This is a genomic window from Clostridium sp. C8-1-8 (assembly GCF_009928445.1).
Classification (GTDB): domain Bacteria; phylum Bacillota; class Clostridia; order Clostridiales; family Clostridiaceae; genus Clostridium_AR.
The window spans coordinates 239,271-262,305 of sequence record NZ_JAABNO010000004.1 but is presented as its reverse complement, the minus strand read 5'-3'; the positions used below and the strand labels follow the sequence as shown (position 1 = coordinate 262,305).

Sequence of the window (23,035 nt, the reverse complement as noted above, 5' to 3'; positions counted from 1 at the left end):
TCTATCAATTTATAAAATCATAATCCTTTAGAAATTATTTGTCAACCCTTAGTAAACTTTTACAATATATATTTTTTGGAAAATTTAAAATATAGACTCTGTTAAAGCACAGTGTTGAAATTAATTGATGAATCATCTGATACTTGTATGAACTTGTGCAAAGAATAAATATGATTATCCCTGCAAAGCGCTGATTATTTTTTCTATGCTTTCATAATCTTCGTTGTCAATTAGTTCCATGACCTTGCTTCCAATAACAACACCATCGCAATATTTTGCCACATTCTTAGCCTGGTCAGGATTAGATATACCAAAGCCCGCTAACACAGGTAAAGCTGATATTTCTTTTGCTTTCTTTAAAAACTCTATAGTTCCTTCATTGAAGCTTTTTCTAACCCCTGTAACCCCAGCTACAGTAACTGCATATAAAAAGCCATCTCCTGCTTTAGAGATTTTCTCAATTCTACTTTCTCCACTGGTTATTGCGCACAAAGGTATTAAGCTTATATCCTTACCTTTTATATGAGGAAGTACAAAATCAAATTCCTCTAGCGGAAGATCTGGTACAATTAGTCCATTGACCTTCACCTCCTCCATTGTAGTAAAGAAAGCTTCTAAGCCATAATTTATTATAGGATTAAGGTAGGTCATCAGTATAAGTGGCACTGAAGTACTGTTTCGAAGTTCTTTTATTGTTTCAAAAATCACTTTCAAATTTACTTTATTTGCAATAGCCTTGTTACCTGCTTCTTGTATCCTGTCTCCATCAGCTACAGCATCAGAAAAAGGCACTCCTATCTCTATTGCTGTGGCACCTAGCTCTGCCAGTCTAAGTATGGTATTCTTAGTGCTCTCAATAGACTTCTCTCCAAACATTATATAGGGTACAAAGGCCTTCTTATTTTCCTCTTGTAACTTCTCTATAGCAGCTCTAATCAACTAAACTCACCCCCAAAATCTCACTTACTCTTTCTACATCCTTGTCTCCTCTACCTGAAAGGCATAAAACTATTATCTTATCTTTTCCGTAATTCTTGGCTATCTTAGCGGTATGCGCAATAGCGTGAGCACTTTCCATAGCTGGAATTATACCTTCAAGCTTCGTCAGTAACTTGAAGCCTTCCAAGGCTTCTTCATCATCTATATAAGAATATTTGGCTCTTTCAATATCTTTAAGATAGCAATGCTCTGGTCCTACGCCAGGGTAGTCCAATCCTGCCGATATAGAATAAGCCTCTTGTATCTGTCCACTTCTATTTTGAAGTATATACATCATGCTACCGTGAAGAACTCCTACTTCACCCTTTGTTATGGTTGCAGCATGCTTTTCAGTATCTACTCCCTCGCCTGCAGCTTCAACTCCTATTAATTCTACATTTTCATCTTTTATAAATGGATAAAACATGCCAATAGAATTACTTCCACCACCAACGCAGGCAATAACTGCATCTGGAAGTCTTCCTTCTTGCTCCATAAGCTGCTTCTTTGTCTCTTTGCCTATAACGCTCTGAAAATCTCTAACAATCATAGGAAAAGGGTGCGGCCCTAATACTGAACCCATAACATAGTGGGTATCAAACACATTACTAACCCAGTATTTTAAAGCTTCATTAACAGCATCTTTTAAGGTTTTCGTTCCACTTTTAGCTGGAACTACCTCTGCTCCTAGCATCTTCATTCTAAACACATTTAACTTTTGTCTTTCTATATCTTCTTCTCCCATAAAAATCTTGCATTGAAGACCAAATAAAGCTGCTGCTGTTGCTGTTGCAACACCATGCTGTCCAGCTCCTGTCTCTGCTACTATTTTTTTCTTTCCCATCCTTTTAGCTAATATCACTTGTCCTATAGTATTGTTTATCTTATGAGCACCAGTGTGATTAAGGTCCTCTCTTTTCAAGTAAATCTTTGCTCCGCCACAGTACTCAGTAAGATTCTTAGCGTAATAAAGCGGTGTTTCTCTTCCAACATAGTCTCTAAGATAGTACTCTACCTCATTCTTAAACGCTTCATCATCCTTGTATTTTAAATAAGCTTTTTCTAGTTCAATAACTGAGTTCATTAAGGTTTCTGGAATAAACCTTCCTCCGTAGTTTCCAAAATGTCCTCTTTCATCAGGCATTGCATAGTCTTTAATTTCTTTCAAAATCTCTCACCTTCCTTATAAATTCTTCAACCTTATTTAAATCCTTTATTCTATTTGTTTCTACACCGCTGCTCACATCTACCATAAATGGACTTACCTCTTTTATGGCGCCTAACACGTTGGAGGCATTAAGACCACCAGCTAATATGAGCTTGCTTCTTATTTCTTCTGGTACCGACTTTATAGACTCCCAGTCAAAAACCTTACCTATCATATCTCCTGTAAAATCCTTTGGAGAGTCCACAAGATATCCAAAGCAATGGTATTTTGCCATTTGTTGAAAGTCCAAGGCATTAGACTTAAAAGCTTTTATATATGGTACTTCTAGGCTTTTGCAATAATCAGCACTTTCTTCACCATGGAGCTGAACCACATCCAATTTACATATTCTTTGAATCTCTTTTACTTTTTCAAGAGAATTATTCATAAAAACTCCGATTTTCAATATCTCCTTAGGAAGCTTTTCTATTATAGCTCTGGCTTCTAAAGGTTCAATTTTTCTTATACTTTTACAGAATACAAAGCCTAAGGCATCAGCACCTAATTCACTACATGCCAAAGCAGTATCTACATCTTTTATTCCACATATCTTTACAAGTGTTTTCATAATTAATCTGAGCCTCCTTTAAAGCTTAATAGTAGCTCCTTAAAGTTACTTGAAGTAACAAAGGCCTCTCCTACTAAAACTCCTCTTATCCCTTTCTGTTTAACCTTTTCAACCTTAGCAAGAGAGTCAAAACCACTCTCAGATATGATATAACTATCTGGAAAGTCCATCTTTTCCTTTAAGGAAATTGTATTTTCAACATTTACTTCAAAGGTCTTAAGATTTCTATTATTAATTCCTATAAGCTTTGGCTTAAGCTCTTTTATCTTTTCTAAGTCCTCTTCATCATGGATTTCTACTAATACCTCAAGGCCTAGGCTTAGTGCCTCCTCATAAAGCCTCTTTAGGCTTTCCTTTGAGTTAATTGCAGCTATTAAAAGCACCAAATCTGCACCTAGACTTAAACTTTGATATAACTGCACCGAGTCTATTATAAAGTCTTTTCTTAATACAGGTATGGAAACTGCTTCGCATACTTCATAAAGATCTTCTTCCTTTCCTTTGAAGAAATGCTTTTCTGTTAAAACAGATATACAGTCTGCGCCACTAGCTACATACTCTAAGGCTTTAACCTCTGGTTTCAGCTCCATATTCAAAGCTCCTTTAGAGGGTGAAGCTTTCTTTATCTCGCTTATGATCTTAAAATCATTATATTTAAAACCTTCCACGAAAGAATGAAAAGCTCTATTTCTTTTAGGGAAACCCTGTTCTTCATATTTAAGCTTGAGCTCTTGTACTTCTGCTTCTTTAAGTTCTAGAATCTTTTCTAAGAAATTTTTCATATTTTATTGCTCTCCTCGATTAAACTTTCCAGTTTTTCCATTGCCTTACCTGAGTCTAATATGTCTTTTGCCATATCTATACCAGACCTTATATCCTCGCAAACTCCGCTAGCAAAAATACCAAGAGCTGAATTAAATACCACTGCTTCTCTATAAGGACTCTTCTCTCCATTCAATATTGACAAGGTTATTCTGCTATTTTCCTTCGCATCTCCACCAGCTAAACTCTCTAAGCCTATCCTATCTATTCCGTAATCGCTACTTTTGATAACCATATTATTAACTTCTCCATTTACCAAAAAGGCGCAATAATTATCTCCATCTAAAGTACCTTCATCCAGCCTATTGTCTCCATTTATAACCAAAGCTCTCTTCTTTCCTAAAAGCTTAAGAGCCTCACAAAGATCTTTGACAAGCTCTTTTTTGTATACACCTATTAACTGGTTGCTAGGATTTAAAGGGTTGGTCAAAGGTCCAAGAATATTGTAAACAGTAGGTATACCAAGATTTTTTCTTACTTTCATTACATATTTCATTCTTGGATGCATGGTAGGAGCATACAAAAATGCTATTCCAACCTCATCAATGAGCTTTTTAACCTTTTCCTTAGAAAGATCAATATTTACCCCAAGCTCAGACAGTAAATCTGCGCTTCCACATTTACTTGATATTGATCTATTACCATGCTTTGCTACCTTAACCCCTGCCCCAGCAAGTACAAAAGCAGACGTGGTACTTATATTAAAGCTATTAGAGTAATCTCCTCCAGTACCGCAATTGTCAAAGGAATCTTCTACATCGAAGTCAATACTTGAAAGCTCTCTCATAGCTTTTGCCATACCAGCTATTTCCTGGGGATGCTCTCCCTTTGTCTTAAGCGCCGCAAGAAATGCTCCTATTTCACCTTCCTCAGCTTCACCACTTAAAATATATTTATTTGCTTCATAAGCCTCTTCAAAGCTAAGTCTTTCATTTATAGTTACTTTTCTAAGTGCACTTTGAAATTCTGATCTCATCACTTATTCCTCCTAATATTATCTTTTATATCTAAAAAGTTTGAGAGAAGCTTTTTCCCTTCTGGTGTAAATATTGATTCTGGGTGAAACTGAATACCGTAAACAGGGTACTTTACATGCTTTATTGCCATTATCTCACCATCATCAACTGAAGTTGCTAGTGAAAACAGCTCCGTCCCCATGTCCCTAATGACTAGAGAGTGATATCTCATAACCTTTGTGGGACTCTCTATTCCTTTAAACAAAGCATCGTTGTTATGCTCTATCTTTGAGGTCTTTCCGTGCATTACCTTATTGGCTTTAACAATGTTGCTTCCGAAGACCTGTCCTATGCTTTGGTGTCCAAGGCAAATTCCTAGTATAGGTATTTGCTTATAGGTTTCATTAATTATTTCCAAGGTATTTCCTGCATCCTTTGGGTATCCAGGCCCTGGAGATATTATTAAGGCTTCAGGTGAAATTGCATTTATTTCCTCAGAAGTTATCTTGTCGTTTCTATAAACCTTAACCTCTTCTCCCAGTTCGCTTAAATATTGATAAACGTTATAGGTAAAAGAATCGTAGTTATCAATAAGTATAATCATTCTATAACCTCCAGTACTCCAAGAGCCTTATTATAGCTTTCTTCATATTCAGTCTCAGGAACTGAATCATAAACTATACCAGCTCCAGCTTGCACATATCCTTTTCCATCCTTTAAGATCACAGTTCTTATGGCAATGCAGGTATCCATATCTCCATTAAAAGAAAAATATCCGATGGCTCCTGCATAGACTGTTCTTTTCTCTTTTTCAAGCTCTTCTATTATTTCCATAGCTCTTATCTTTGGTGCACCAGATAAGGTACCAGCTGGCAGACAGAACTTTAGTGCATCAAAAGCCTTGCTTCCTTTCTTCAACTTTCCTGTAACCTTTGAAACAATATGCATTATCTTAGAATAGAGCTCTACCTCCATAAGTCTTTCAACCTTAACGGTGCCAACCTCACTTATTCTTCCTATATCATTTCTTGCTAGATCCACAAGCATTAGATGCTCAGCTACTTCTTTTTCATCTTCAAGCAGCTCTTTTTTTATAAGCTCATCTTCTTCTGGCGTAGTTCCCCTCTTTCTTGTTCCTGCTATAGGCATTGTAGTTACAAGATCCTTCTTAACAGATACAAGACTTTCTGGAGAAGAACCAACAATCTGAAAATCTATATAATCTATATAGAAAAGATAGGGTGATGGGTTTTTGCTTCTTAGTCGCCTGTAGATTTTAAAAGGGTCCTCCTTAAAACTGCAGCTAAACCTTTGAGAAACTACTATTTGAAATGCATCTCCATTTTCTATATATTTTTTAGCCTTATCTACCATGTCCATATATTCTATTTTTGTGGTATTTGAGTTTACTTCTCTTTTTGAAGTTTCATAAGCTTCTAAGTTATTGTTTTTTGAGTATGAGCAAAGCTTCTCTCTTATTTGTAATAGCTCTCCTTTAACTTCCTCGTACTGTTTCCTCTCGTCTCTTAATAGGACTCTGTGAATAGAGATATTTTTATCGAAATGGTCGTATACTATAAAGTTTTTGTAGAACATAAGATACGCTTCAGGAATACCCAATGCATCCTTATTGGAACTCTCAATATATTCATATTGCTTTATAACATCATAGCCCACATAGCCTACTGCTCCTCCCTGAAAGGGAATGTTGTTTTCATCTTTATAGTTAATCTTCTCTATAAGGTTTTGTACTTCATCAAGTACCTTACTTGTCTTTTCTACTGTGACCTTATTTTCTGTAATTTCAACATTCTCTCCTGAACTCTTTATCTCCGCATAAGGATTGAAGCCTATAAAGCTATATCTTCCCTTCTCAGGCTCAAACACTGAGCTTTCTAGAAGAAACATCTTGTCTTCTCTTAATGCGTAAAATATAGAAATTGGTGTCATCTCATCTCCGTTAAATTTGTGATATAAATCTAAGGAATAACCTTCTTTTCTAAGCAAATCAAATTCTTTTTTTGAATAACTAAAAATACTAACCACCTCTTTATCTAAAAATTAAAAATATTTCAAAAATTAAAATTGTTATTAGAAAGCCATCACTCATTAAAATCTGAGCTTAAAAAGTTTCTTAAATACTGTTCTAAGTAATTGAAATTACTAGGTTTAACTACTATAAAATTTTATACTGGTCTAGACAGTAAAAGGTAATGCTTTTTTAAGATTAATAGACACACCTAGGCATTAATATATTTTGGATATATCTAAAAAAACAAAAAGTCCCCTACATGCAAAAAATGCATATAGAGGACGATAATTATCGCGGTGCCACCTCAATTTACTTAACAAAAAGTAATCTCTTAATCAGATACATAACAATATCCTATCCCTATAACGTGGGAATACGTGTCACCTACTAAAACTTTCGGCTCCCTCTCGTAAGTCCATTCAGCCTATGTCCAAATACTGCATCTCACCGCCTGCAGCTCTCTGTAATTCTTTCAGTACGCTTACTACTCTTACTCATCGATTTATCACTTTATGAATTTATTATAATAAAGTAACCTTATTTTGTAAATATATTTTTTTAAAGTTTTATTTATTCTTTTTTAGGCTAATCTAAGTACTGGATCATTTACACTTCAATTTGAATATGCTATCTTAAAGCCCTTTTTTATTTATTAGGAATTTTAACTTAATTTTTATCAGTCATATTTAAATTGAATTAAATAGATTTTAATAATTATCTTTATGTTAACATAGCAATATTTCTTATAAAATTTATTGTTTTTGCTAAAAATAAGATGATTATTTAATATAAAAATTTTTTTAATGATTTGTTGTTAATTTTTTATTAATAATTTTGTAACTTATTAACCATTTATTTAGTCATAACGATTATGGATTATGTTACATCAGAGTATATAATGTTATTTGCAATAAAAATATATAAAACTTTCATTTTATAGTTAGTTTATTTTTTTAAGTTATTTTAAATTTTATGTTTCATGGAGGGAGAAAAATGGAAAGTAAAAACAAGAAAAAATTAACTCTTGTACCACTGATTTTAATGATATTTACTTCAGTGTTCGGATTTGCAAACATGCCAAGATCATTTTATCTTATGGGCTATAGTGCAATTCCTTGGTACATAATATCCGCAATTACATTCTTTATTCCATTTGCATTTATGATGGCAGAGTATGGTGCTGCTTTCAAAAATGAAAAAGGTGGAATATATTCATGGATGGAGAAATCAGTAGGTCCTAGATATGCATTTATAGGAACTTTCATGTGGTATGCGTCTTATATCATCTGGATGGTTAATATATGCTCATCTATATGGATACCACTATCAAATCTGATATTCGGTAAAGATACTACTGCTACTTGGTCATTATTCGGCCTTGGATCCACACAAACTTTAGGAATCCTTGGAGTAATATGGATTTCAGTGGTTACCTTTACAGGCTCAAGAGGGTTAGAAAAGATAACAAAAATAACTTCCGTTGGAGGAACAGCGGTTGCTTTATTAAACATAGTTCTATTAGTTGGTGCAGTTGTAGTTCTAATTGCAAATGGCGGTCATGTAGCTGAGCCTATAACCGTTAGTGCCTTCACTACATCACCAAATCCTTCATATCTAAGCTCTATATCAGTTTTATCCTTCTTAGTTTTCGCTATATTCGCTTATGGTGGAATAGAAGTAGTTGGTGGTTTAGTTGATGAAACTGACAACGCAGAAGTTACTTTCCCTAAAGGAATAACAATAGCTGCTATAGTTATTGCAATAGGTTACTCCTTAGGAATATTCTTATGTGGAATCTTTACAAACTGGACAGATGTTCTTTCAGTAAAGGGTGTACACATGGGAAATGTAGCTTATGTAGTAATGAAAAACTTAGGATATCAATTAGGAATTGGCTTCCACTTAAGTGAAGCTGGAGCTTTACAACTTGGTGCTTGGGTTGCTAGATTTGTTGGTCTTTCTATGTTCCTTGCTTTATCTGGTGCCTTCTTCACTTTATCCTACGCTCCATTAAAGCAATTAATAGAAGGAACTCCTGCAAAATTATGGCCTGGTAAGATGAGTATAGTTGAAAAGGGAATTCCTAAGAATGCTATGTATGTTCAATGCGCGATAGTTATTGTATTTGTATTAATGGTTTCCTTTGGTGGTCAAGGTGCAGCTGCTTTCTTTAGTAGACTAGTACTTATGACAAACGTCGCTATGACTATCCCTTACTTATTTATTTCAGGAGCTTTTGCTTCCTTTAAGAAAAAAGAGGAGATTAAGAAGCCATTTACAGTTTTCAAAAGCAATACAACTGCATTGATAGCTACTATAATAGTAACTCTAACAGTAGGTTTTGCAAACTTCTTTACTATAATAGAACCAGCAACTAAAGGTGACTTATCATCAACGCTTTGGATGATAGGTGGTCCTATATTCTTTACTATTGTAGCAGTCTTAATGTACTGGAGATATGAGAAAAGTCAAAATTAACACCTTAATTTACAAGTAAATATTCATATTTTATACAACCCGCTAAAGTGATTTTCTTTAGCGGGTTCTTATATGTATTTATTCAACTCTTTATATTACTAGGTTTAGCTAGAAAGAATTATGTATTTTTATTAAGAGTAAAAAATACAGCTTGATTCTTTCAACTCACCATCCTCATAAACAAACTTAGCTGAAAAGAATTTATCTTGTTTCATCCAACTTAAAAACAACTTATCTCCTTCCCAGAGTGGAAGCATTAACAAATCTTCATCATCAATCCATTTCAAATTGCCCTCATTTGACTCAGTAAGTTCACCCTCATACTCTGAAGCTGAAAACAAAAACACATACCAATCTTCACCATCTTTGAAGGCAGGAAATGTAAGCAGCCCTTTTAAAGATGGATTTTTTAATGTTAGTCCGCTTTCCTCCAACACCTCCCTCTTAATGCACTCCTCAGGTGTTTCTCCTTTTTCCATCTTACCACCTAAACCTACCCATTTACCTTCATGTACATCATTTATCTTTTTTACTCTATGTAGCATAAGGGTCTTATTATTCTTTCTTATGTAGCAAAGAGTTGAGTTTTTCATCTTATCACCTCAATCATTTAATATTTCTTCAAGATATATGGATTCAATATTTTTTACAAATCTCTTATATATTCCAATAATAAATTCTAAAACATAATTTTCTCTATTTTTTATTGTATTAACAATTATAACCATATGACTACAATTCTATCTCATAATATAGCTAATTTCTACATATAATTATTAAATAGTTACTAGCTCTGGATATGATTTTTTTATATTAGCCATGATTTTTCTTATTATTATTTTTCTTATATTTGCACTTAAGCCCTCTAAGCATACTTATCCAGAGCTTTATCTAAAATATAATTTATTAAAGAATAAAAAACTATTGCAAACTATATCTTATTAGTATAGTATATTATATTATATATAAAAAAGTAACTAACTAATTATAAGTAATTCTTGATAGGAGATAAATTTATGAAAGATAGATTACCAGCACTTTTCATCGGCCATGGAAGCCCTATGAATGCTATTGAAACTAATGAATATACAAAGATGCTTAATAAACTAGGAGAAACTATAGGAAAACCTAAGGCAGTATTAGTTATCTCAGCCCATTGGCTTACAGAAGGTAGTTATATAGATATACAAAATAATCCTAAACAGATATATGACTTTTACGGATTCCCAAGAGAGTTATATGAAGTGGACTATAAGCCCTCAGGTTCTTCAGAATATGCAATAAGAGCCTATGAACGCCTAAAGGCCTTTGGAGTTAAATCCACAAAGGAATGGGGTCTTGATCACGGCTCTTGGGCTATATTAAAACATTTATACCCCAATGCAGATATACCAGCTTTTCAGTTAAGCCTTAATCACGCTTTTACGCCTGAAGAGCATTATAATTTAGGAAAAAAGCTAAAGGAGTTAAGAGATGAAGGTTATTTGATTCTAGGTAGCGGAAACATTGTTCATAACTTAAGAAAGATGGATTTCGACGCTTCTGATAGTCCATTTGACTGGGCTAAGAAATTTGATGATTACATTGCAAATTCTTTAATTAGTAATAATCACCTTAACTTGATTAACTACAAGTCTCAGGGTATTACAGAAAAATTAGCTTTACCAACTGATGAACACTATCTACCACTATTATATATAGCTGCTCTTCAAGAGGCAGATGAAAGTATAAGCTTTCTTCATGAAGGCATTGAATTCGGCTCGCTATCTATGAGAAGTTTTGTTGTTTCGTAAAGTACAAAGCCTCACTAATATTTATTTCATTAGTGAGGCTTTGTTATATATTTATGTACAGCAAAAAAGATGTACCAACTAATTGGCTTATACTCCAAAGAAATAGCACCCATCATTAATCCTAGGATAAAATCAATTAGTATAGCTGGCACATCTATAAATTATTTAATTCCGCTTATTTTCCCTTTTAATGCTTTCATACGACCATTTACATAGTTTAAAAGTTCATTTTTATTTTCCTTTATTTCAGCAGGAGCATTAGAAACTATGGTTATTAGATCTAGCTTATTTGCTTTAACTTTTTCAGCAATTTCGTAAGCTAGATATCTATTTTTTACGCTCCAGTAAGCATTATTAAACTCATCTACCTGTCTTCTATTGTAGTAGCCTTTTTCTATACCAAATTGGAATAAATCTGCTGCTGCTTCCAATTCTTCTAAATCTTCAGCTTCTAAAGTTTCATTGATTAGCGATTGAAATGTTTTCATTCTAGCACCCCTCTTTAGTGAGATATTCTTATTTTAAACCTATAGCTAATTTATATACTGGTGTATACTGGATAATACTCCAGGAAAATATATATAGGATAAGACTCTACTATTTACTTATAATATAAAATTTTTACCACTTATATAATACATTATAATACTGTATTAAATCAAATAAAGTTTATTTTAAATTTTTTATTAATTTACTATTACAATTTCTAATTTAATATTTATATCTGTTTAGTAATATAATTTTAGTATATATACTTTAATAAATATAATGCATAGGTGTTTATAAATCTGTGAAGTTCTCTCTATTATAACTAAACCAATGATTTTATTAATCCTTAGTTATTAGTTACTATTTAGATTATACTTTATTTGAAGCCATTCCGTTATACCTTATTAAGAAATATTTCACATAATCTAAATTATTTTAGAACAAATCTTAATCATAACGTAAAATATTGGCAAAACTATAAATATATTAACCTTTATATTGAACGTCAACAAATAAAACTGTATATTATTTATATGATTAAAATGAAATCTGAATAAGATATTTTATATGAAGCAAATAATTTTTATTTTTTTACTGTATTGCAAAAAAGATATTCTAGTGACTTAAGATTCTAGGTTAATCTAGAAAAAATTTTATGCTTTCAATTACAGTAGAAATCATTATTTTATTGTACATATATCTTAAGAATTTTGAAAGGAGTTAACAATGGAAGATAATTTTTATACTAAAAAAGAAGAATTAATGAATTCCCTAACCCACGGGATTGGAACTGCATTTGCAATAGCAGCTTTGGTTGTCGGAATTGTTCTAGCTGCTTTAAAAGGAACTGCTTGGCATGTAGTAAGCTTTTCCATATACGGCTCAACCTTAGTTATACTTTATCTAGAATCAACCTTATATCACAGCTTACCTGGTAAGAAGGTAAAAAGATTATTTAGAAAATTTGATCATATGTCTATATTTATACTTATTGCTGGAAGCTATACTCCCTTTTGTCTTACAGTATTAAGGGGACCAGTAGGTTGGACTATATTTGGTATTGTATGGGGCTGTACAGTGGTTGGAATCACTTTAAAGGCCTTTTATACCGGTAAACGCGAAATACTATCTACTGTACTATACGTTGTAATGGGTTGGCTTATAATGTTTGCTATTAGACCTCTTTATGTAAATATGCCTTTTTACGGGTTCTTATTTTTGGTCCTTGGAGGGGTTTCCTACACTGTAGGTGCATTCTTCTTCATAAAGGATTCAATCAAATATAATCATGCTATATGGCATCTATTCGTAATTGGAGGAAGTGTATTCCACTACTTCTCTATTTTAAGTTTATTGTACTTGAAATAATAAAAGCTTTATATTGGTGTTAATATTAAAAAGCCGCTTAAGCTATCTTTCTTCAGCGGCCTTTTTGCGTATCTAATTTTTCTTAGAGTATATTTAGTTACACTACTCTTCAACAAATTCTAATACTATCCTACGCTTTTTAAAACCATATCTATTATAGAAGTTTATTACATTTTCATTACCAGAAGCTACTGTTATTAATTTCTTCTTTACCTTATTGCTTTCTAGCCATTCCAAAGCTCTTCTTATCAATTTGTCACCAACTCCATACTTTCTTGCCTCTTCCTTTAAAAATAAAGAGTCTATTTCTCCAATTGAATCATGGCTTATAGTACTTATACAATATCCTATACAATTATCAAAGGGGTCAATAACTATATCTATATTTATTACTTTTGAAGTCAGCAGCTTCTTTTTCCTTTCATTAAAGGTAAAGCTTTCGTACTGACTTCTGAAGTCTATAGATTTCTCCTTATGATATTCATTTAACAACTCCCATAGCGGTTCTACGCTATCTAGAAGCTCTTCGCCTCCATTAAGGTATCTATAACGCTCCATATCCTCACAGTGAAGGTTCCTACAACTCCCCTTCATATCTCCTTAACATTATTATTAACTAAATCACTTTAAATCAAGGCTATGTTTAATACTATTGGTGAAATTAACAGAGCCTAAATTAATTATAATAATGTTTTATTTTTAATACCACCTATATCAATATTCTTATGATTTTATAGCTATTATCTATATATACCTCTTCATAATAAAATTTATCAAAATAAAGCTTCTTAGATTCATATAAAGCTTTATTTTCAGTCTAAAAATTAAAGTGGTACATCTTGATAAACCCTAAGCAAATAAATAAGCTTCAACTGACAGTTAAATTAAATTATCAACTGTACAAAATACACCAAACTAACTGTAAGAAATTTATAAAAATCATACAAAAGCTACAACTTTGTTAAAATAAGGTAAACTTTACAAAAGCTCTTTATATTTGTACCATATTCCTGTATATTTGTTATTGTAAGTGATGAATTTCTTTTTCTAAGTAACTTAAAACACAAGAAAATAAAGTTATATTCCTAATAAAAATAGTATATTATAACTCAACAGTTAATTTTCCCATGACATAACCTATCTTAGAATGAGATCCGTTACTTATTTATTATATTTGAGAGGATTGATATAAAATGAAAAAACTAATAAAAAAATTAAATCTCTTCCTAGTATTCACTTTTATGCTTGCTTCAGTATTTGTAACAAACTTCACAAGTACAGCTAAGGCATATACATCTACAACTTCTGCTTATAGCAGCTACGCTGTAATAAATGATTTTCAAGGAGTTGCAAATTATATCCATGTCTATGGTCACTTACCAAGCAATTATATAACAAAGTCCCAGGCTTACGCTTTAGGTTGGGAACCTGGAGAAGATCTTTGGGACTATGCACCTGGTAAAAGCATAGGAGGCGATGTTTTCACAAACTCTGAAAGAGTTTTACCAACTAAGTCTGGTAGAGTTTGGCACGAATGTGATATCAACTATAACGGGGGACATAGAGGTGCTGATAGACTTCTATATTCTAATGACGGCCTAATATACGGAACTACTGATCATTACAATACTTTTACCCGTTATTATTAAAGAATTTCTAAATATATTATGAAGTGGCAAACTATAAAATACTAACTTAACCATTTCATTGATTTCGACTATAATAAGAAGAGCAGCTATTGGTTCTATTAAGGAGATGGGTATATGAAAATAGTATTGGACGGTTCAAAAATTACCGATAAAGAAAAGCTTCATTCCATACTTAAATCAGAATTTAATTTTCCAGATTACTATGGTAATAACTTAGATGCCCTTTGGGACTGCCTAACTGGCGACATCAGACTGCCCATTGCCTTAGAGTGGAAAAACTTTGATATAAGCCGAAATTTACTAGGTGATTATGCAGACAAAACACTAAATATACTTTTAAAAACTTCAGAACTATTAAAAGGAAGATTTGATGTAAAGGTATCTTAAAACACTTTTCTCTGTGGGAAATAATATATTATTATAAAATCAAATGGCTAAGGAGAAAAAAGCTCCTTAGCCATAATTATTTAATGTATATCCAATAAACTAAAATCTAATTGATTACACTAACACATAAATCATAATACTTTTTTCTAGTTTCTAGTCCACTATATCCTCCGTTTACTCTTAATGTAACTTCCTCTACAGTAGCTCCTTTATCACATAAATCATTCATATTATTCGAATGCCACCAAAAACCTGCACTCATCCAAGGATACATCACTGAGACATAGTCTGCACCTTCCATGACTCTTTGGTCATCGATATCTTCAGCAAATCTTACATAATTATCATAGCCTGTTAGCTGTATATATCCAGCCCCCTTATACTTAGGACCATCACCAGCATATCTATTACCTAAACTTGATCTGTATTCATATGCAAGTCCGCTACCAATCTCCTTAGTATATAGTCCTAATCCAGATTCGTAACTACATTGGCTTATAAAATGCCATATCCTTGGAAACGTTGTTATTTCATATTTTTGGAGACAATGATTTAAGTCAGTAATTATATTAATATTAACATTTTTCCAGCCAATAGCTCTAAGCTGCTCTCCACTTATATAAATACTTGTAGCTCTCTCTCCTAAACTTTGACTCAGCTTAGCTTTATTGTTTAATATTGCCTTGTATATCTCTTCTTCTGTAATATCACCAACAATTCCGTCCGGCTTCAAGTTGTTGTCTCTCTGAAATTCTAATACAGCCTCATAGGTATCCCTTCCAAAACTTCCATCAGCTCCAGAAGTACCTACCTTATAACCCAAGGTCATTAGATTCTCTTGTAACTTGGTTACTTCAACACCAGTGCTTCCAAGCTTAATCATAGCAGCAACTCCTTACCCTTATATTTTAGTATATTTTGTATACCATAATCTAATATATGCATCTACTTAATAAATGTGCTATTATTCAAGATACTTAGGACAAGCTAAAAAACAATATAGTAATGATCTTATTTCCAATCACATGTAAAATAAAGCCTATATTAAAGTAAAGTGTTTAAACATAGTCAACATATAATTAACCGTTAACTTATTGTAAACACTTTACATAATACATATAAAAACTTTATATTATGCTATAATTACTAAATAAATCTTTAATATTACAATTAATGTATAGATATCCAACTTAAACTATTAATTTATACATTCCCGATAATCCCCAGAAGCCTTGATTGTCAAACATCTATAAATTAAGTTTTCGTAAAGGATACCTATATATAACAATACTATTTTTTTACTAAGGGAGCTCATCTATGTCTAATAAATACATATTTCTTATAGCCTTAACGCTGGTAATTCATTTTATCGATACATTATCTTACTCCGTGAGACTAAATTCAGTAAAGAGTGGTAATTTTGCTTTATCAACCTCTCTATTTAACATAATTGTTTTAATTTCAAGAACAGCCAACACTTTTCAAGGACCTTTGATAGGTTCATTAATAGATTCTAGTATTAGTAATAAATATGATCCTCTTATGCAGGTTCGTGGGATAATACTTGCTGCCTCAGGCGGAACACTTATAGGCATATTTTTAATTCCTACATTTCTAAAACTTTTTGAGATTGCCATGGCAAAGTTAGAGGTTAGCGGATCTATTCCCAGTCTTGTAGTGCAATCACTTAGCGTAAGTAACATTAAAAGAATAGCCAAAAGCACCATAAAACCTAAAAAGTCCATGCTTGATAATCTCAGATATAAAAACATACCCAAAAGGCTTTTACTATTAAACGCCTTTATAACCGGTGTATACACCATAGGAGTTCTTTCATCTAATTATGCAGTTATATATTTACCAAACAAGGCAGCCACCATAGCTCAGTCCTCAGGACTTATAAATGGTATTGCAACTATAATGTTGACTCTTTTTATAGATCCTAAATCTGCTGTAATAACAGACGAGGCTTATAGAGGAAAAAGAGAATATAGCGACGTAAAAGCTCTGGTTATAATGCTCATCGGAACAAAGCTTATTGGTACGCTTTTAGGTCAATTACTTTTAGTTCCATCAGCTAGACTTCTATCTCTTATATATAAATAATAAAAATTCATCTTCCAATATATGCACTTGCAGATCAGTGTTTATATTCTCTGCATAGAAGGAAACTTTTTCAAACCTTATTCTTCTAACTTATAGTTGAAAATTTTTATAATAGCTTTATAAAGAAAAAAGGACATTCGTATATGAGAACTATCTCATTTGAACGTCCTTTTTTTTTACCATATAGGTAATTATATTTGTTAGTATATAGGTTGTATACTAACCTACAATAACATTGTATCTACAGCTGAAGAACTCTTCTCTTCTAACTTCAACAGTTCCTTCTCTATCTTTAAATTCACCATTAAAGTCCTCATAGTCAGGATGCCCAAACCATGGTTCAATGCACATAAACGGAGCTCCCTTTTCCGGAGCCCAAATACCTACATATGGAAATCCATTAAATTCTACTGTTAAGAATTTATCGCTTTTCTTAGACTTTATTGTTATTGAATCAGACTTTAGTTTATCAAATATAAACAATCCACTCTCAAATAGAGCCTTGTTAAGTTCTAAGGTATTTGAATCCTTTAGATATTCTTTCCTATTATATGAGATATAAACTTCTTCATTAATAAGCATTGCAGAAGTAGTTTCTTTTTTATTAAATTCTAAATAGCAGTCTTCTAAGGTTTCACTTGAATCAATTGGACACATAAAAGCCGGATGTGCTCCAACAGAAAAATAGATTGATTTATTGTCAAGGTTTATAACCTTATAATTAGTTTCAACACTATTTCCCTTCAAAGTATATTGAATTTGGAAAGAGAATTTAAAAGGATATATCTCTAGAGTATTTTCATCATATTTTAACTCAAAGGTAATTGACTCTTTGGTCTTTGAAAAAATCTCAAATTCTGATATTCTTGCAATACCATGAGCTGGCAATTCATACTCTTTACCATCAACTTTATACTTGGAATCTACAAGCTTACCTATGTTAGGAAATAAATGTGGAGCATGGTACTTCCAGTATTCAGGATTTCCATTCCATAAGTATTCAGTATTAGTTTTCTTTCCGTATATAGAATGTAATTCTGCACCACTTGTACTTGCAGCAACCTTAATATCTTCATTCTCTAAATAATAAATCATAAAGCTTCTCCTAACCTAAATTAATTTCATCTACTATAATTTTATTAAATAAATCATTAACAACCTCTTCTTTTACAAAGCCCGTCTCACTTTCCATTGCATTTGCTGTACCACATGCCGCAGCAAACTTTAAAGTATCTTTTATGCCATAACCTCTAGTTAACGCTACTGCTATTCCTGAAACATAGGAATCTCCAGAACCAACTGGATTTACAGCTTCAACCTTAGGCACAGTAACCTTATAGAACTTCCCATCTAAACCAGCTATAGATCCCTTTGAACCTAGGGATATAACTACGAATTTAATCCCCATCTCATGGAAGCTCCTTATTTCATCTATAACATCTTCTGTACTTTCAACCTTTTTGCCAGTTAACGCTTCAATCTCATCTCTATTCGGCTTTATGAAGTAAGGCTTTCCTTTTATACCTTCTTTTAAAAGATCCCCACTAGTATCTAAAAGAAATCTTTTTTCTTGAACATTAGCTAACTCTATCATCTTTCTATAGAAGTCCTTTGGAACATTTCTAGGAACACTTCCTGATGCAACTACAATACTAGCCTTTTCAAGCAATTCTATATATTTCTCAAAAAATATTAATTGTTCTTCCTCACTGACTATAGGACCTGGTTCAAGAATCTCTGTTTGAACTAAATCATCAGTTATAAAAGCTAAACATTCTCTTGTATCTCCAGTAATACGTGTAAAGTCCTGCTTTATTCCATAATCTTTAAGTTTCTCTTCTATAAACTCCCCAGTTTTTCCCCCAAGCACTCCTGTAACTACACAGTCTTCTCCTAGGATGGTTGCAACGTTTGCAACATGTATTCCTTTTCCTCCAGGGGTATTCTCTACTTCCCTAGCTCTCATTACTTGTCCTTTATTTATATCTTTAATTTCATACTTTTTATCTACTGATGCGTTAAGATTTACAACTAAAATCACTACTATTCACTCCCATATCTAAAAATATTATTTTTAAAAGCGTAGGAAAATCCTACGCTTTTAATTTTTTTAACATATAGATGTATATCATATACCACTTCACATTAAAATTTATATTTCCAGATTGAAGTGATACATCTTTATTAACTAAGCAGGTATATTGTTTTTTTACTCTAATTAATTTAGAATATATTTGTTTGTTAATTTATTTTTATTTTCTTAGGCTTATATGTTTGTATGCCTAAGTTTTTTTATTCTCTTTAAAGAATAACTTCTATATATTAGTATCTATTTACACTTCCGCAAACTTCCATCTTGTGCTTAACTATTTCCTTCATGGCTTCCTTACCAGGTGTCATGTACTTTCTTGGATCGCTTTCTTCAGGATGAGCATTGAAGTATGCTTTAACTGCATTAGCAAAAGGAATCTTTAAATCAGTAGCTACATTAACTTTGCATATTCCTAGAGAAATAGCCTTTTTAACTAGTTCATCTGGAACGTCTGATGCACCGTGTAAAACTAGTGGAACTTCTACAACCGCTCTTATTTCTTGTAGTCTTTCAAAATCTAACTTAGGCTCTCCCTTATATAAACCATGGGCAGTTCCTATAGCAACAGCTAATGAATCTACGTTTGTTCTCTTTACAAACTCAGCTGCATCCTTTGGATTAGTATACATAGCATCTTTTTCATCTATAACTAGGTCGTCTTCTTTTCCACCTAATTTTCCAAGTTCAGCTTCTACAACTGTATCATGAGCATGAGCATAATCTACAACTTCTTTAACTATGCTGATGTTTTTCTCAAAATCGTATTTTGATGCATCTATCATACATGATCTAAAACCTAAATCTATGTTCTTCTTTATTACATCAACCTCTTCAAAATGGTCTAAATGTATAGCTATTGGAACATTATACTTATTTGAAGCAACTTCAGCTATTGCCTTTATATAATCTGGTCCTGCATAGCTTTCTATTGTTGATGGTGTTCCTGCAATTATTACTGGTGATCTCATTTCTTGAGCAGTTTCAACAACTACTTGTAATGTTTCTAAGTTGTGCACATTGAAGGCTGGTACTGCATAGCCTTCTCTTTGTGCCTTTAGAAGCATTTCTCTTGTTGATAATATCATCAAAATCATCTCCTTAAAATTCTAATATTCTATTTCACTTACATCTACTAATCTCTTAGTTTCAGATACCTTCTTAAACCAATAAGCACTCTTCTTGGCATATCTATTTTGTGTAGCAAAATCTACGTAGAATAGGCCGTAACGCTTGTTATACCCATTACTCCAAGACAGCACATCCATTAGTGACCAGACAAAGTATCCACTTACTACTACCCCTTGAGCTTTAGCTTCTAAGATAGCTTCCATGTGTCTCTTTATATAAGCTATACGTGGTGTATCGTCTATCTTTCCAGCTTCGAAATCATCCTTATATCCCATACCATTTTCAGTGACATAAATCTTCTTATAGTTAGGATATTCATTCTTTATTCTGATAAGCATATCGCGAAGTCCTTGTGGGTATATTGGCCAATCCCAATCAGTAGTTTCTACTTCAGGATTATTTACACGCTGCCCAATTCCTTTAAGAGCAAATATGCTTGTTCCCTTTTCACCGGTTCCATTATGATATATATTGCTTTCTCCATCATAAGCTTTTAAGAAATGGCTAGAATAATAATTCATTCCTAAGAAATCGATTTGTGCTGCAGCTTCTTTGAAAGCTTCCATATCGCCATCGTAAATTTCTAATTTACCACCATTTTGAGTTAATATTTCATTAATAGTTTCAATAGTATCCTCTGCATAGTATCCTTTGAAGCAAGCATCTAGCATAAACTTATTTGATATTGTATAGTCTAATTCAGCTGCTCTCTTATCTTCTGCAGAATCAGTTATCGGGTATTTTCCTTCAAGTGTATGGATTATTCCTATCTCTCCTGGTAGATTCATGCTCTTATAAAGGTTAAGAACTTTTGAATGAGCTACCATCATATTGTGCATTGATTGTACAGCTTTAGGAATATCGTACTTTACGCTTGGTGGGAAGTTTCCTATTATATAACCGTTTTGTGCAACAGCCCATGCCTCATTGAAAGTTGTCCACTTCTTAACCCTGTCACCAAAGTTTTCGAAGCAAACTTTTGCAAACTTCACAAAGTAATCTATAGTATCTCTATATAACCAGTCTCCCTTTTCAAAAAGAGATAGAGGTGTATCAAAGTGATGTAAAGTTATGAATGGCTCTACATTATTTTTTATGCATTCATCTATTAAATTGCTATAGTATTCGATTCCTTTAGGATTTACTTCTCCAACTCCATCTGGAATTATACGAGTCCACGCAATAGAAATTCTTATACCATTAACCCCAAATTCTTTGGACAATTCAAGATCTTCTTTATATTTGTGATAAAAATCACTTGCTGCATCCCCAGTAAATGTGCTTTCTGGTCTATTTAAATGTACATCCCAACAACATGGTCCTCTTCCATCTTCCTTAGTTGCTCCTTCAGCTTGGAATGCTGCAGTTGCTCCACCAAAGATAAAGTCGTTTTCAAAGTTATTCATATCTTCTATCCCTTTCTTTTATGTTTCTTCAGTTTATGGATCATTGTTCATTATGTCATGATCTTATAGATCTCTTTAATCACTATAGTTAACAGCAGTAATACTTATTTATTTTCTTTTTAAGTTATATCAATTTATACTTTATCACTAGACTTGTACAATATTAGTCGTGATATTCGCCTCTATCCCATTTCTCTAAGAATTCATCATAGAAATGTTCATTTCCAAATTGATCTTCTCTGTTAGAAGCTATAGCATCGATTTTAGCTATTATCTTTAAATCTTCTTCTGTTGGTTCAAACTTTGTTTCTAAGAATGCATCTATTATATTTTCCATTAAGCCAACACCAGTTATTCTTCCACCGAAACCTATTATGTTAGCATTTAAATGTTTCTTTGCATATATAGCAGAAGTAACGTCTCTTACTAAAGCTGGCCTTGTTCCAACTACCTTAGCAGTTGTAGCTGTTATACCAACTCCAGTACCACAAAGTACTACTCCTAGATCAGCTTCACCTGAAACAACCTTTTCAGCAGCCTTTTTACCAAATATAGAATAGTGCGTTCTTACATGGTCATAAGTTCCACAATCTATAACTTGATGTCCTTTTTCAGTTAAGTACTCTACTATATGTATTTTTCTATCAGTAACGATATGGTCACAAGCAACTGCAATTTTCATAAAAATCCCCTCCTATAGCATCTTATTAAGCATGTCTACTCTTATTTGGTGTCTTCCACCAGCATATTCTGAAGATAAGTAGTTATCTACTAAGGCTTCAGCAAGCGTGTCCCCAACAATTCCAGCACCAATTGCTATAATTGAAGTATTGTTATGATTTCTTGTCATATATGCTGAATGTTCATCTGAAACTTCTGCACAAATTATTCCTTTATGCTTGTTAGCTGCCATGAAAGAACCAGCACCATATCCATCTATTAGGATACCTCTATCGCCTTCTCCAACAAGTATACCTTTGCAAACTCTGTCTGCTGAATCTACTAAATCTACTTCATCTTCAGTCTTATCTATTACTTCAAATCCCTTGCCATTTAAGTATGCTTTTAAATGTTCTTTTAATTTTGATCCGGCTCTATCTGAACCAATTAAAATTTTCATTATTTATTCCTCCCTTATCCCATAAATTATTTTGATATACCTAAAATATTATTTAGCTTCTTGGTTCAATTTAAACTCAGTCTATATACAAACCTAAATAATGAATAAAGGTGTTAGTTATCAATTTTGTTTGACTCAAATAAAAAAACATCTATTCTCTATTCATTATCACTTTTTCGAACTGAACTTGTTATAACTTCAAAGCTGTTTATATCACTTAAATATAAATACTTAATTCCCAAAAAGCTCTTACAAACTGAACTCATCTAGGGATCAGTGCTCATTGATAACCGTGTTTGTTTGTTATTGTGTTGTTTTGTTTCCTTTTGATGTTTTCTTTATACTTTCATTATATTTCTTTATAACATTATTTCAATTCTTATTTTTAGCTATATATAGCTATTTTAAAGCATAACATAGCATTTATAGAATTTAAACTCGTGTTTCCTAGTTTTT

The 23,035-nt window shown here is 32.6% G+C and carries 23 protein-coding genes and 1 other annotated feature; of the genes, 6 read left to right on the top strand and 17 right to left on the bottom strand.

What is annotated here, in order from left to right:
* Positions 1 to 174: 174 nt before the first annotated feature.
* Genes trpA through trpE form a run of 7 tightly spaced genes read right to left on the bottom strand, consistent with a single transcriptional unit; the run spans position 175 to position 6,538 of the window.
* Positions 175 to 939: a tryptophan synthase subunit alpha gene (gene trpA, locus GXK57_RS06675; RefSeq protein WP_202127685.1), complete on the bottom strand. Its 765-nt coding sequence runs from the start codon at positions 937 to 939 to the stop codon at positions 175 to 177.
* A complete protein-coding gene (gene trpB / locus GXK57_RS06670; RefSeq protein WP_160673503.1) occupies positions 932 to 2,122 on the bottom strand; it encodes a tryptophan synthase subunit beta in 1,191 nt (396 codons plus the stop codon). Before trpB ends, trpA begins: the two co-directional genes overlap by 8 nt.
* Before the next feature lie 10 nt (positions 2,123 to 2,132).
* The gene (locus tag GXK57_RS06665) at positions 2,133 to 2,753 is read right to left on the bottom strand and encodes a phosphoribosylanthranilate isomerase (protein ID WP_160673347.1); all 621 of its coding nucleotides are present in this window, start codon (positions 2,751 to 2,753) and stop codon (positions 2,133 to 2,135) included.
* Between the two features lie 2 nt (positions 2,754 to 2,755).
* Positions 2,756 to 3,535 (bottom strand): indole-3-glycerol phosphate synthase TrpC, encoded by a 780-nt coding sequence (trpC, locus tag GXK57_RS06660; RefSeq protein ID WP_160673344.1) that lies wholly within the window; start codon positions 3,533 to 3,535, stop codon positions 2,756 to 2,758.
* On the bottom strand, positions 3,532 to 4,551 hold the full coding sequence (gene trpD, locus GXK57_RS06655) for an anthranilate phosphoribosyltransferase (RefSeq protein ID WP_160673341.1): 1,020 nt from the start codon (positions 4,549 to 4,551) through the stop codon (positions 3,532 to 3,534). The genes trpC and trpD overlap by 4 nt, the downstream gene beginning before the upstream one ends.
* Positions 4,551 to 5,135, bottom strand: a complete 585-nt coding sequence (locus GXK57_RS06650) for an aminodeoxychorismate/anthranilate synthase component II (protein WP_160673338.1) — start codon at positions 5,133 to 5,135, stop codon at positions 4,551 to 4,553. The genes trpD and GXK57_RS06650 overlap by 1 nt, the downstream gene beginning before the upstream one ends.
* Positions 5,132 to 6,538, bottom strand: coding sequence for an anthranilate synthase component I (trpE, locus tag GXK57_RS06645; RefSeq protein ID WP_243156379.1), 1,407 nt, complete (start codon positions 6,536 to 6,538; stop codon positions 5,132 to 5,134). The genes GXK57_RS06650 and trpE overlap by 4 nt, the downstream gene beginning before the upstream one ends.
* Before the next feature lie 299 nt (positions 6,539 to 6,837).
* Positions 6,838 to 7,070: a binding site (T-box leader), on the bottom strand.
* 486 nt (positions 7,071 to 7,556) lie between these two features.
* Between trpE and yjeM the strand changes: the two genes are divergently transcribed.
* Positions 7,557 to 9,041, top strand: coding sequence for a glutamate/gamma-aminobutyrate family transporter YjeM (gene yjeM / locus GXK57_RS06640; protein ID WP_160673335.1), 1,485 nt, complete (start codon positions 7,557 to 7,559; stop codon positions 9,039 to 9,041).
* 131 nt (positions 9,042 to 9,172) lie between these two features.
* On the opposite strand, the gene GXK57_RS06635 is transcribed toward yjeM, so the two are convergent.
* The gene (locus tag GXK57_RS06635) at positions 9,173 to 9,634 is read right to left on the bottom strand and encodes an 8-oxo-dGTP diphosphatase (protein ID WP_160673332.1); all 462 of its coding nucleotides are present in this window, start codon (positions 9,632 to 9,634) and stop codon (positions 9,173 to 9,175) included.
* Positions 9,635 to 10,057: 423 nt separating this feature from the next.
* Here GXK57_RS06635 and ygiD point away from each other — a divergent pair, with 423 nt between their 5' ends.
* On the top strand, positions 10,058 to 10,834 hold the full coding sequence (gene ygiD, locus GXK57_RS06630) for a 4,5-DOPA dioxygenase extradiol (RefSeq protein ID WP_160673330.1): 777 nt from the start codon (positions 10,058 to 10,060) through the stop codon (positions 10,832 to 10,834).
* 161 nt (positions 10,835 to 10,995) lie between these two features.
* Here the strand turns inward: ygiD and GXK57_RS06625 are convergent, their stop codons facing one another.
* A complete protein-coding gene (locus GXK57_RS06625; protein ID WP_128214693.1) occupies positions 10,996 to 11,322 on the bottom strand; it encodes a hypothetical protein in 327 nt (108 codons plus the stop codon).
* A gap of 727 nt (positions 11,323 to 12,049) precedes the next feature.
* Here GXK57_RS06625 and GXK57_RS06620 point away from each other — a divergent pair.
* A complete protein-coding gene (locus GXK57_RS06620) occupies positions 12,050 to 12,691 on the top strand; it encodes a hemolysin III family protein (protein WP_160673327.1) in 642 nt (213 codons plus the stop codon).
* A gap of 102 nt (positions 12,692 to 12,793) precedes the next feature.
* Here the strand turns inward: GXK57_RS06620 and GXK57_RS06615 are convergent, their stop codons facing one another.
* On the bottom strand, positions 12,794 to 13,285 hold the full coding sequence (locus tag GXK57_RS06615) for a GNAT family N-acetyltransferase (RefSeq protein ID WP_243156378.1): 492 nt from the start codon (positions 13,283 to 13,285) through the stop codon (positions 12,794 to 12,796).
* A gap of 599 nt (positions 13,286 to 13,884) precedes the next feature.
* Here GXK57_RS06615 and GXK57_RS06610 point away from each other — a divergent pair.
* Both GXK57_RS06610 and GXK57_RS06605 read left to right on the top strand, forming a co-directional pair.
* Positions 13,885 to 14,340 (top strand): ribonuclease, encoded by a 456-nt coding sequence (locus tag GXK57_RS06610; protein WP_160673324.1) that lies wholly within the window; start codon positions 13,885 to 13,887, stop codon positions 14,338 to 14,340.
* 114 nt (positions 14,341 to 14,454) lie between these two features.
* Positions 14,455 to 14,727 (top strand): barstar family protein, encoded by a 273-nt coding sequence (locus tag GXK57_RS06605; RefSeq protein ID WP_160673321.1) that lies wholly within the window; start codon positions 14,455 to 14,457, stop codon positions 14,725 to 14,727.
* A 106-nt stretch (positions 14,728 to 14,833) separates the two neighbouring features.
* Here the strand turns inward: GXK57_RS06605 and GXK57_RS06600 are convergent, their stop codons facing one another.
* The gene (locus tag GXK57_RS06600) at positions 14,834 to 15,610 is read right to left on the bottom strand and encodes a peptidoglycan-binding protein (protein ID WP_160673318.1); all 777 of its coding nucleotides are present in this window, start codon (positions 15,608 to 15,610) and stop codon (positions 14,834 to 14,836) included.
* Between the two features lie 434 nt (positions 15,611 to 16,044).
* Between GXK57_RS06600 and GXK57_RS06595 the strand changes: the two genes are divergently transcribed.
* On the top strand, positions 16,045 to 16,833 hold the full coding sequence (locus tag GXK57_RS06595; protein WP_160673315.1) for a lipid II flippase Amj family protein: 789 nt from the start codon (positions 16,045 to 16,047) through the stop codon (positions 16,831 to 16,833).
* A gap of 219 nt (positions 16,834 to 17,052) precedes the next feature.
* Here the strand turns inward: GXK57_RS06595 and GXK57_RS06590 are convergent, their stop codons facing one another.
* From GXK57_RS06590 to lacA, 6 genes are all read right to left on the bottom strand, one after another.
* Positions 17,053 to 17,928 carry an aldose 1-epimerase family protein gene (locus GXK57_RS06590; RefSeq protein ID WP_160673312.1) on the bottom strand — a complete coding sequence of 292 codons (876 nt, stop codon included), beginning with the start codon at positions 17,926 to 17,928 and terminating at the stop codon, positions 17,053 to 17,055.
* A 10-nt stretch (positions 17,929 to 17,938) separates the two neighbouring features.
* Complete coding sequence (locus tag GXK57_RS06585) at positions 17,939 to 18,874, bottom strand: 1-phosphofructokinase family hexose kinase (RefSeq protein ID WP_160673310.1); 936 nt, start codon at positions 18,872 to 18,874, stop codon at positions 17,939 to 17,941.
* Positions 18,875 to 19,155: 281 nt separating this feature from the next.
* Positions 19,156 to 20,016 carry a tagatose bisphosphate family class II aldolase gene (locus GXK57_RS06580; RefSeq protein WP_160673494.1) on the bottom strand — a complete coding sequence of 287 codons (861 nt, stop codon included), beginning with the start codon at positions 20,014 to 20,016 and terminating at the stop codon, positions 19,156 to 19,158.
* Positions 20,017 to 20,031: 15 nt separating this feature from the next.
* A complete protein-coding gene (gene lacG, locus GXK57_RS06575; RefSeq protein ID WP_160673307.1) occupies positions 20,032 to 21,459 on the bottom strand; it encodes a 6-phospho-beta-galactosidase in 1,428 nt (475 codons plus the stop codon).
* Positions 21,460 to 21,622: 163 nt separating this feature from the next.
* Positions 21,623 to 22,141, bottom strand: a complete 519-nt coding sequence (gene lacB, locus GXK57_RS06570) for a galactose-6-phosphate isomerase subunit LacB (RefSeq protein WP_160673304.1) — start codon at positions 22,139 to 22,141, stop codon at positions 21,623 to 21,625.
* Between the two features lie 12 nt (positions 22,142 to 22,153).
* On the bottom strand, positions 22,154 to 22,579 hold the full coding sequence (gene lacA, locus GXK57_RS06565) for a galactose-6-phosphate isomerase subunit LacA (protein ID WP_160673301.1): 426 nt from the start codon (positions 22,577 to 22,579) through the stop codon (positions 22,154 to 22,156).
* Positions 22,580 to 23,035 lie beyond the last annotated feature (456 nt).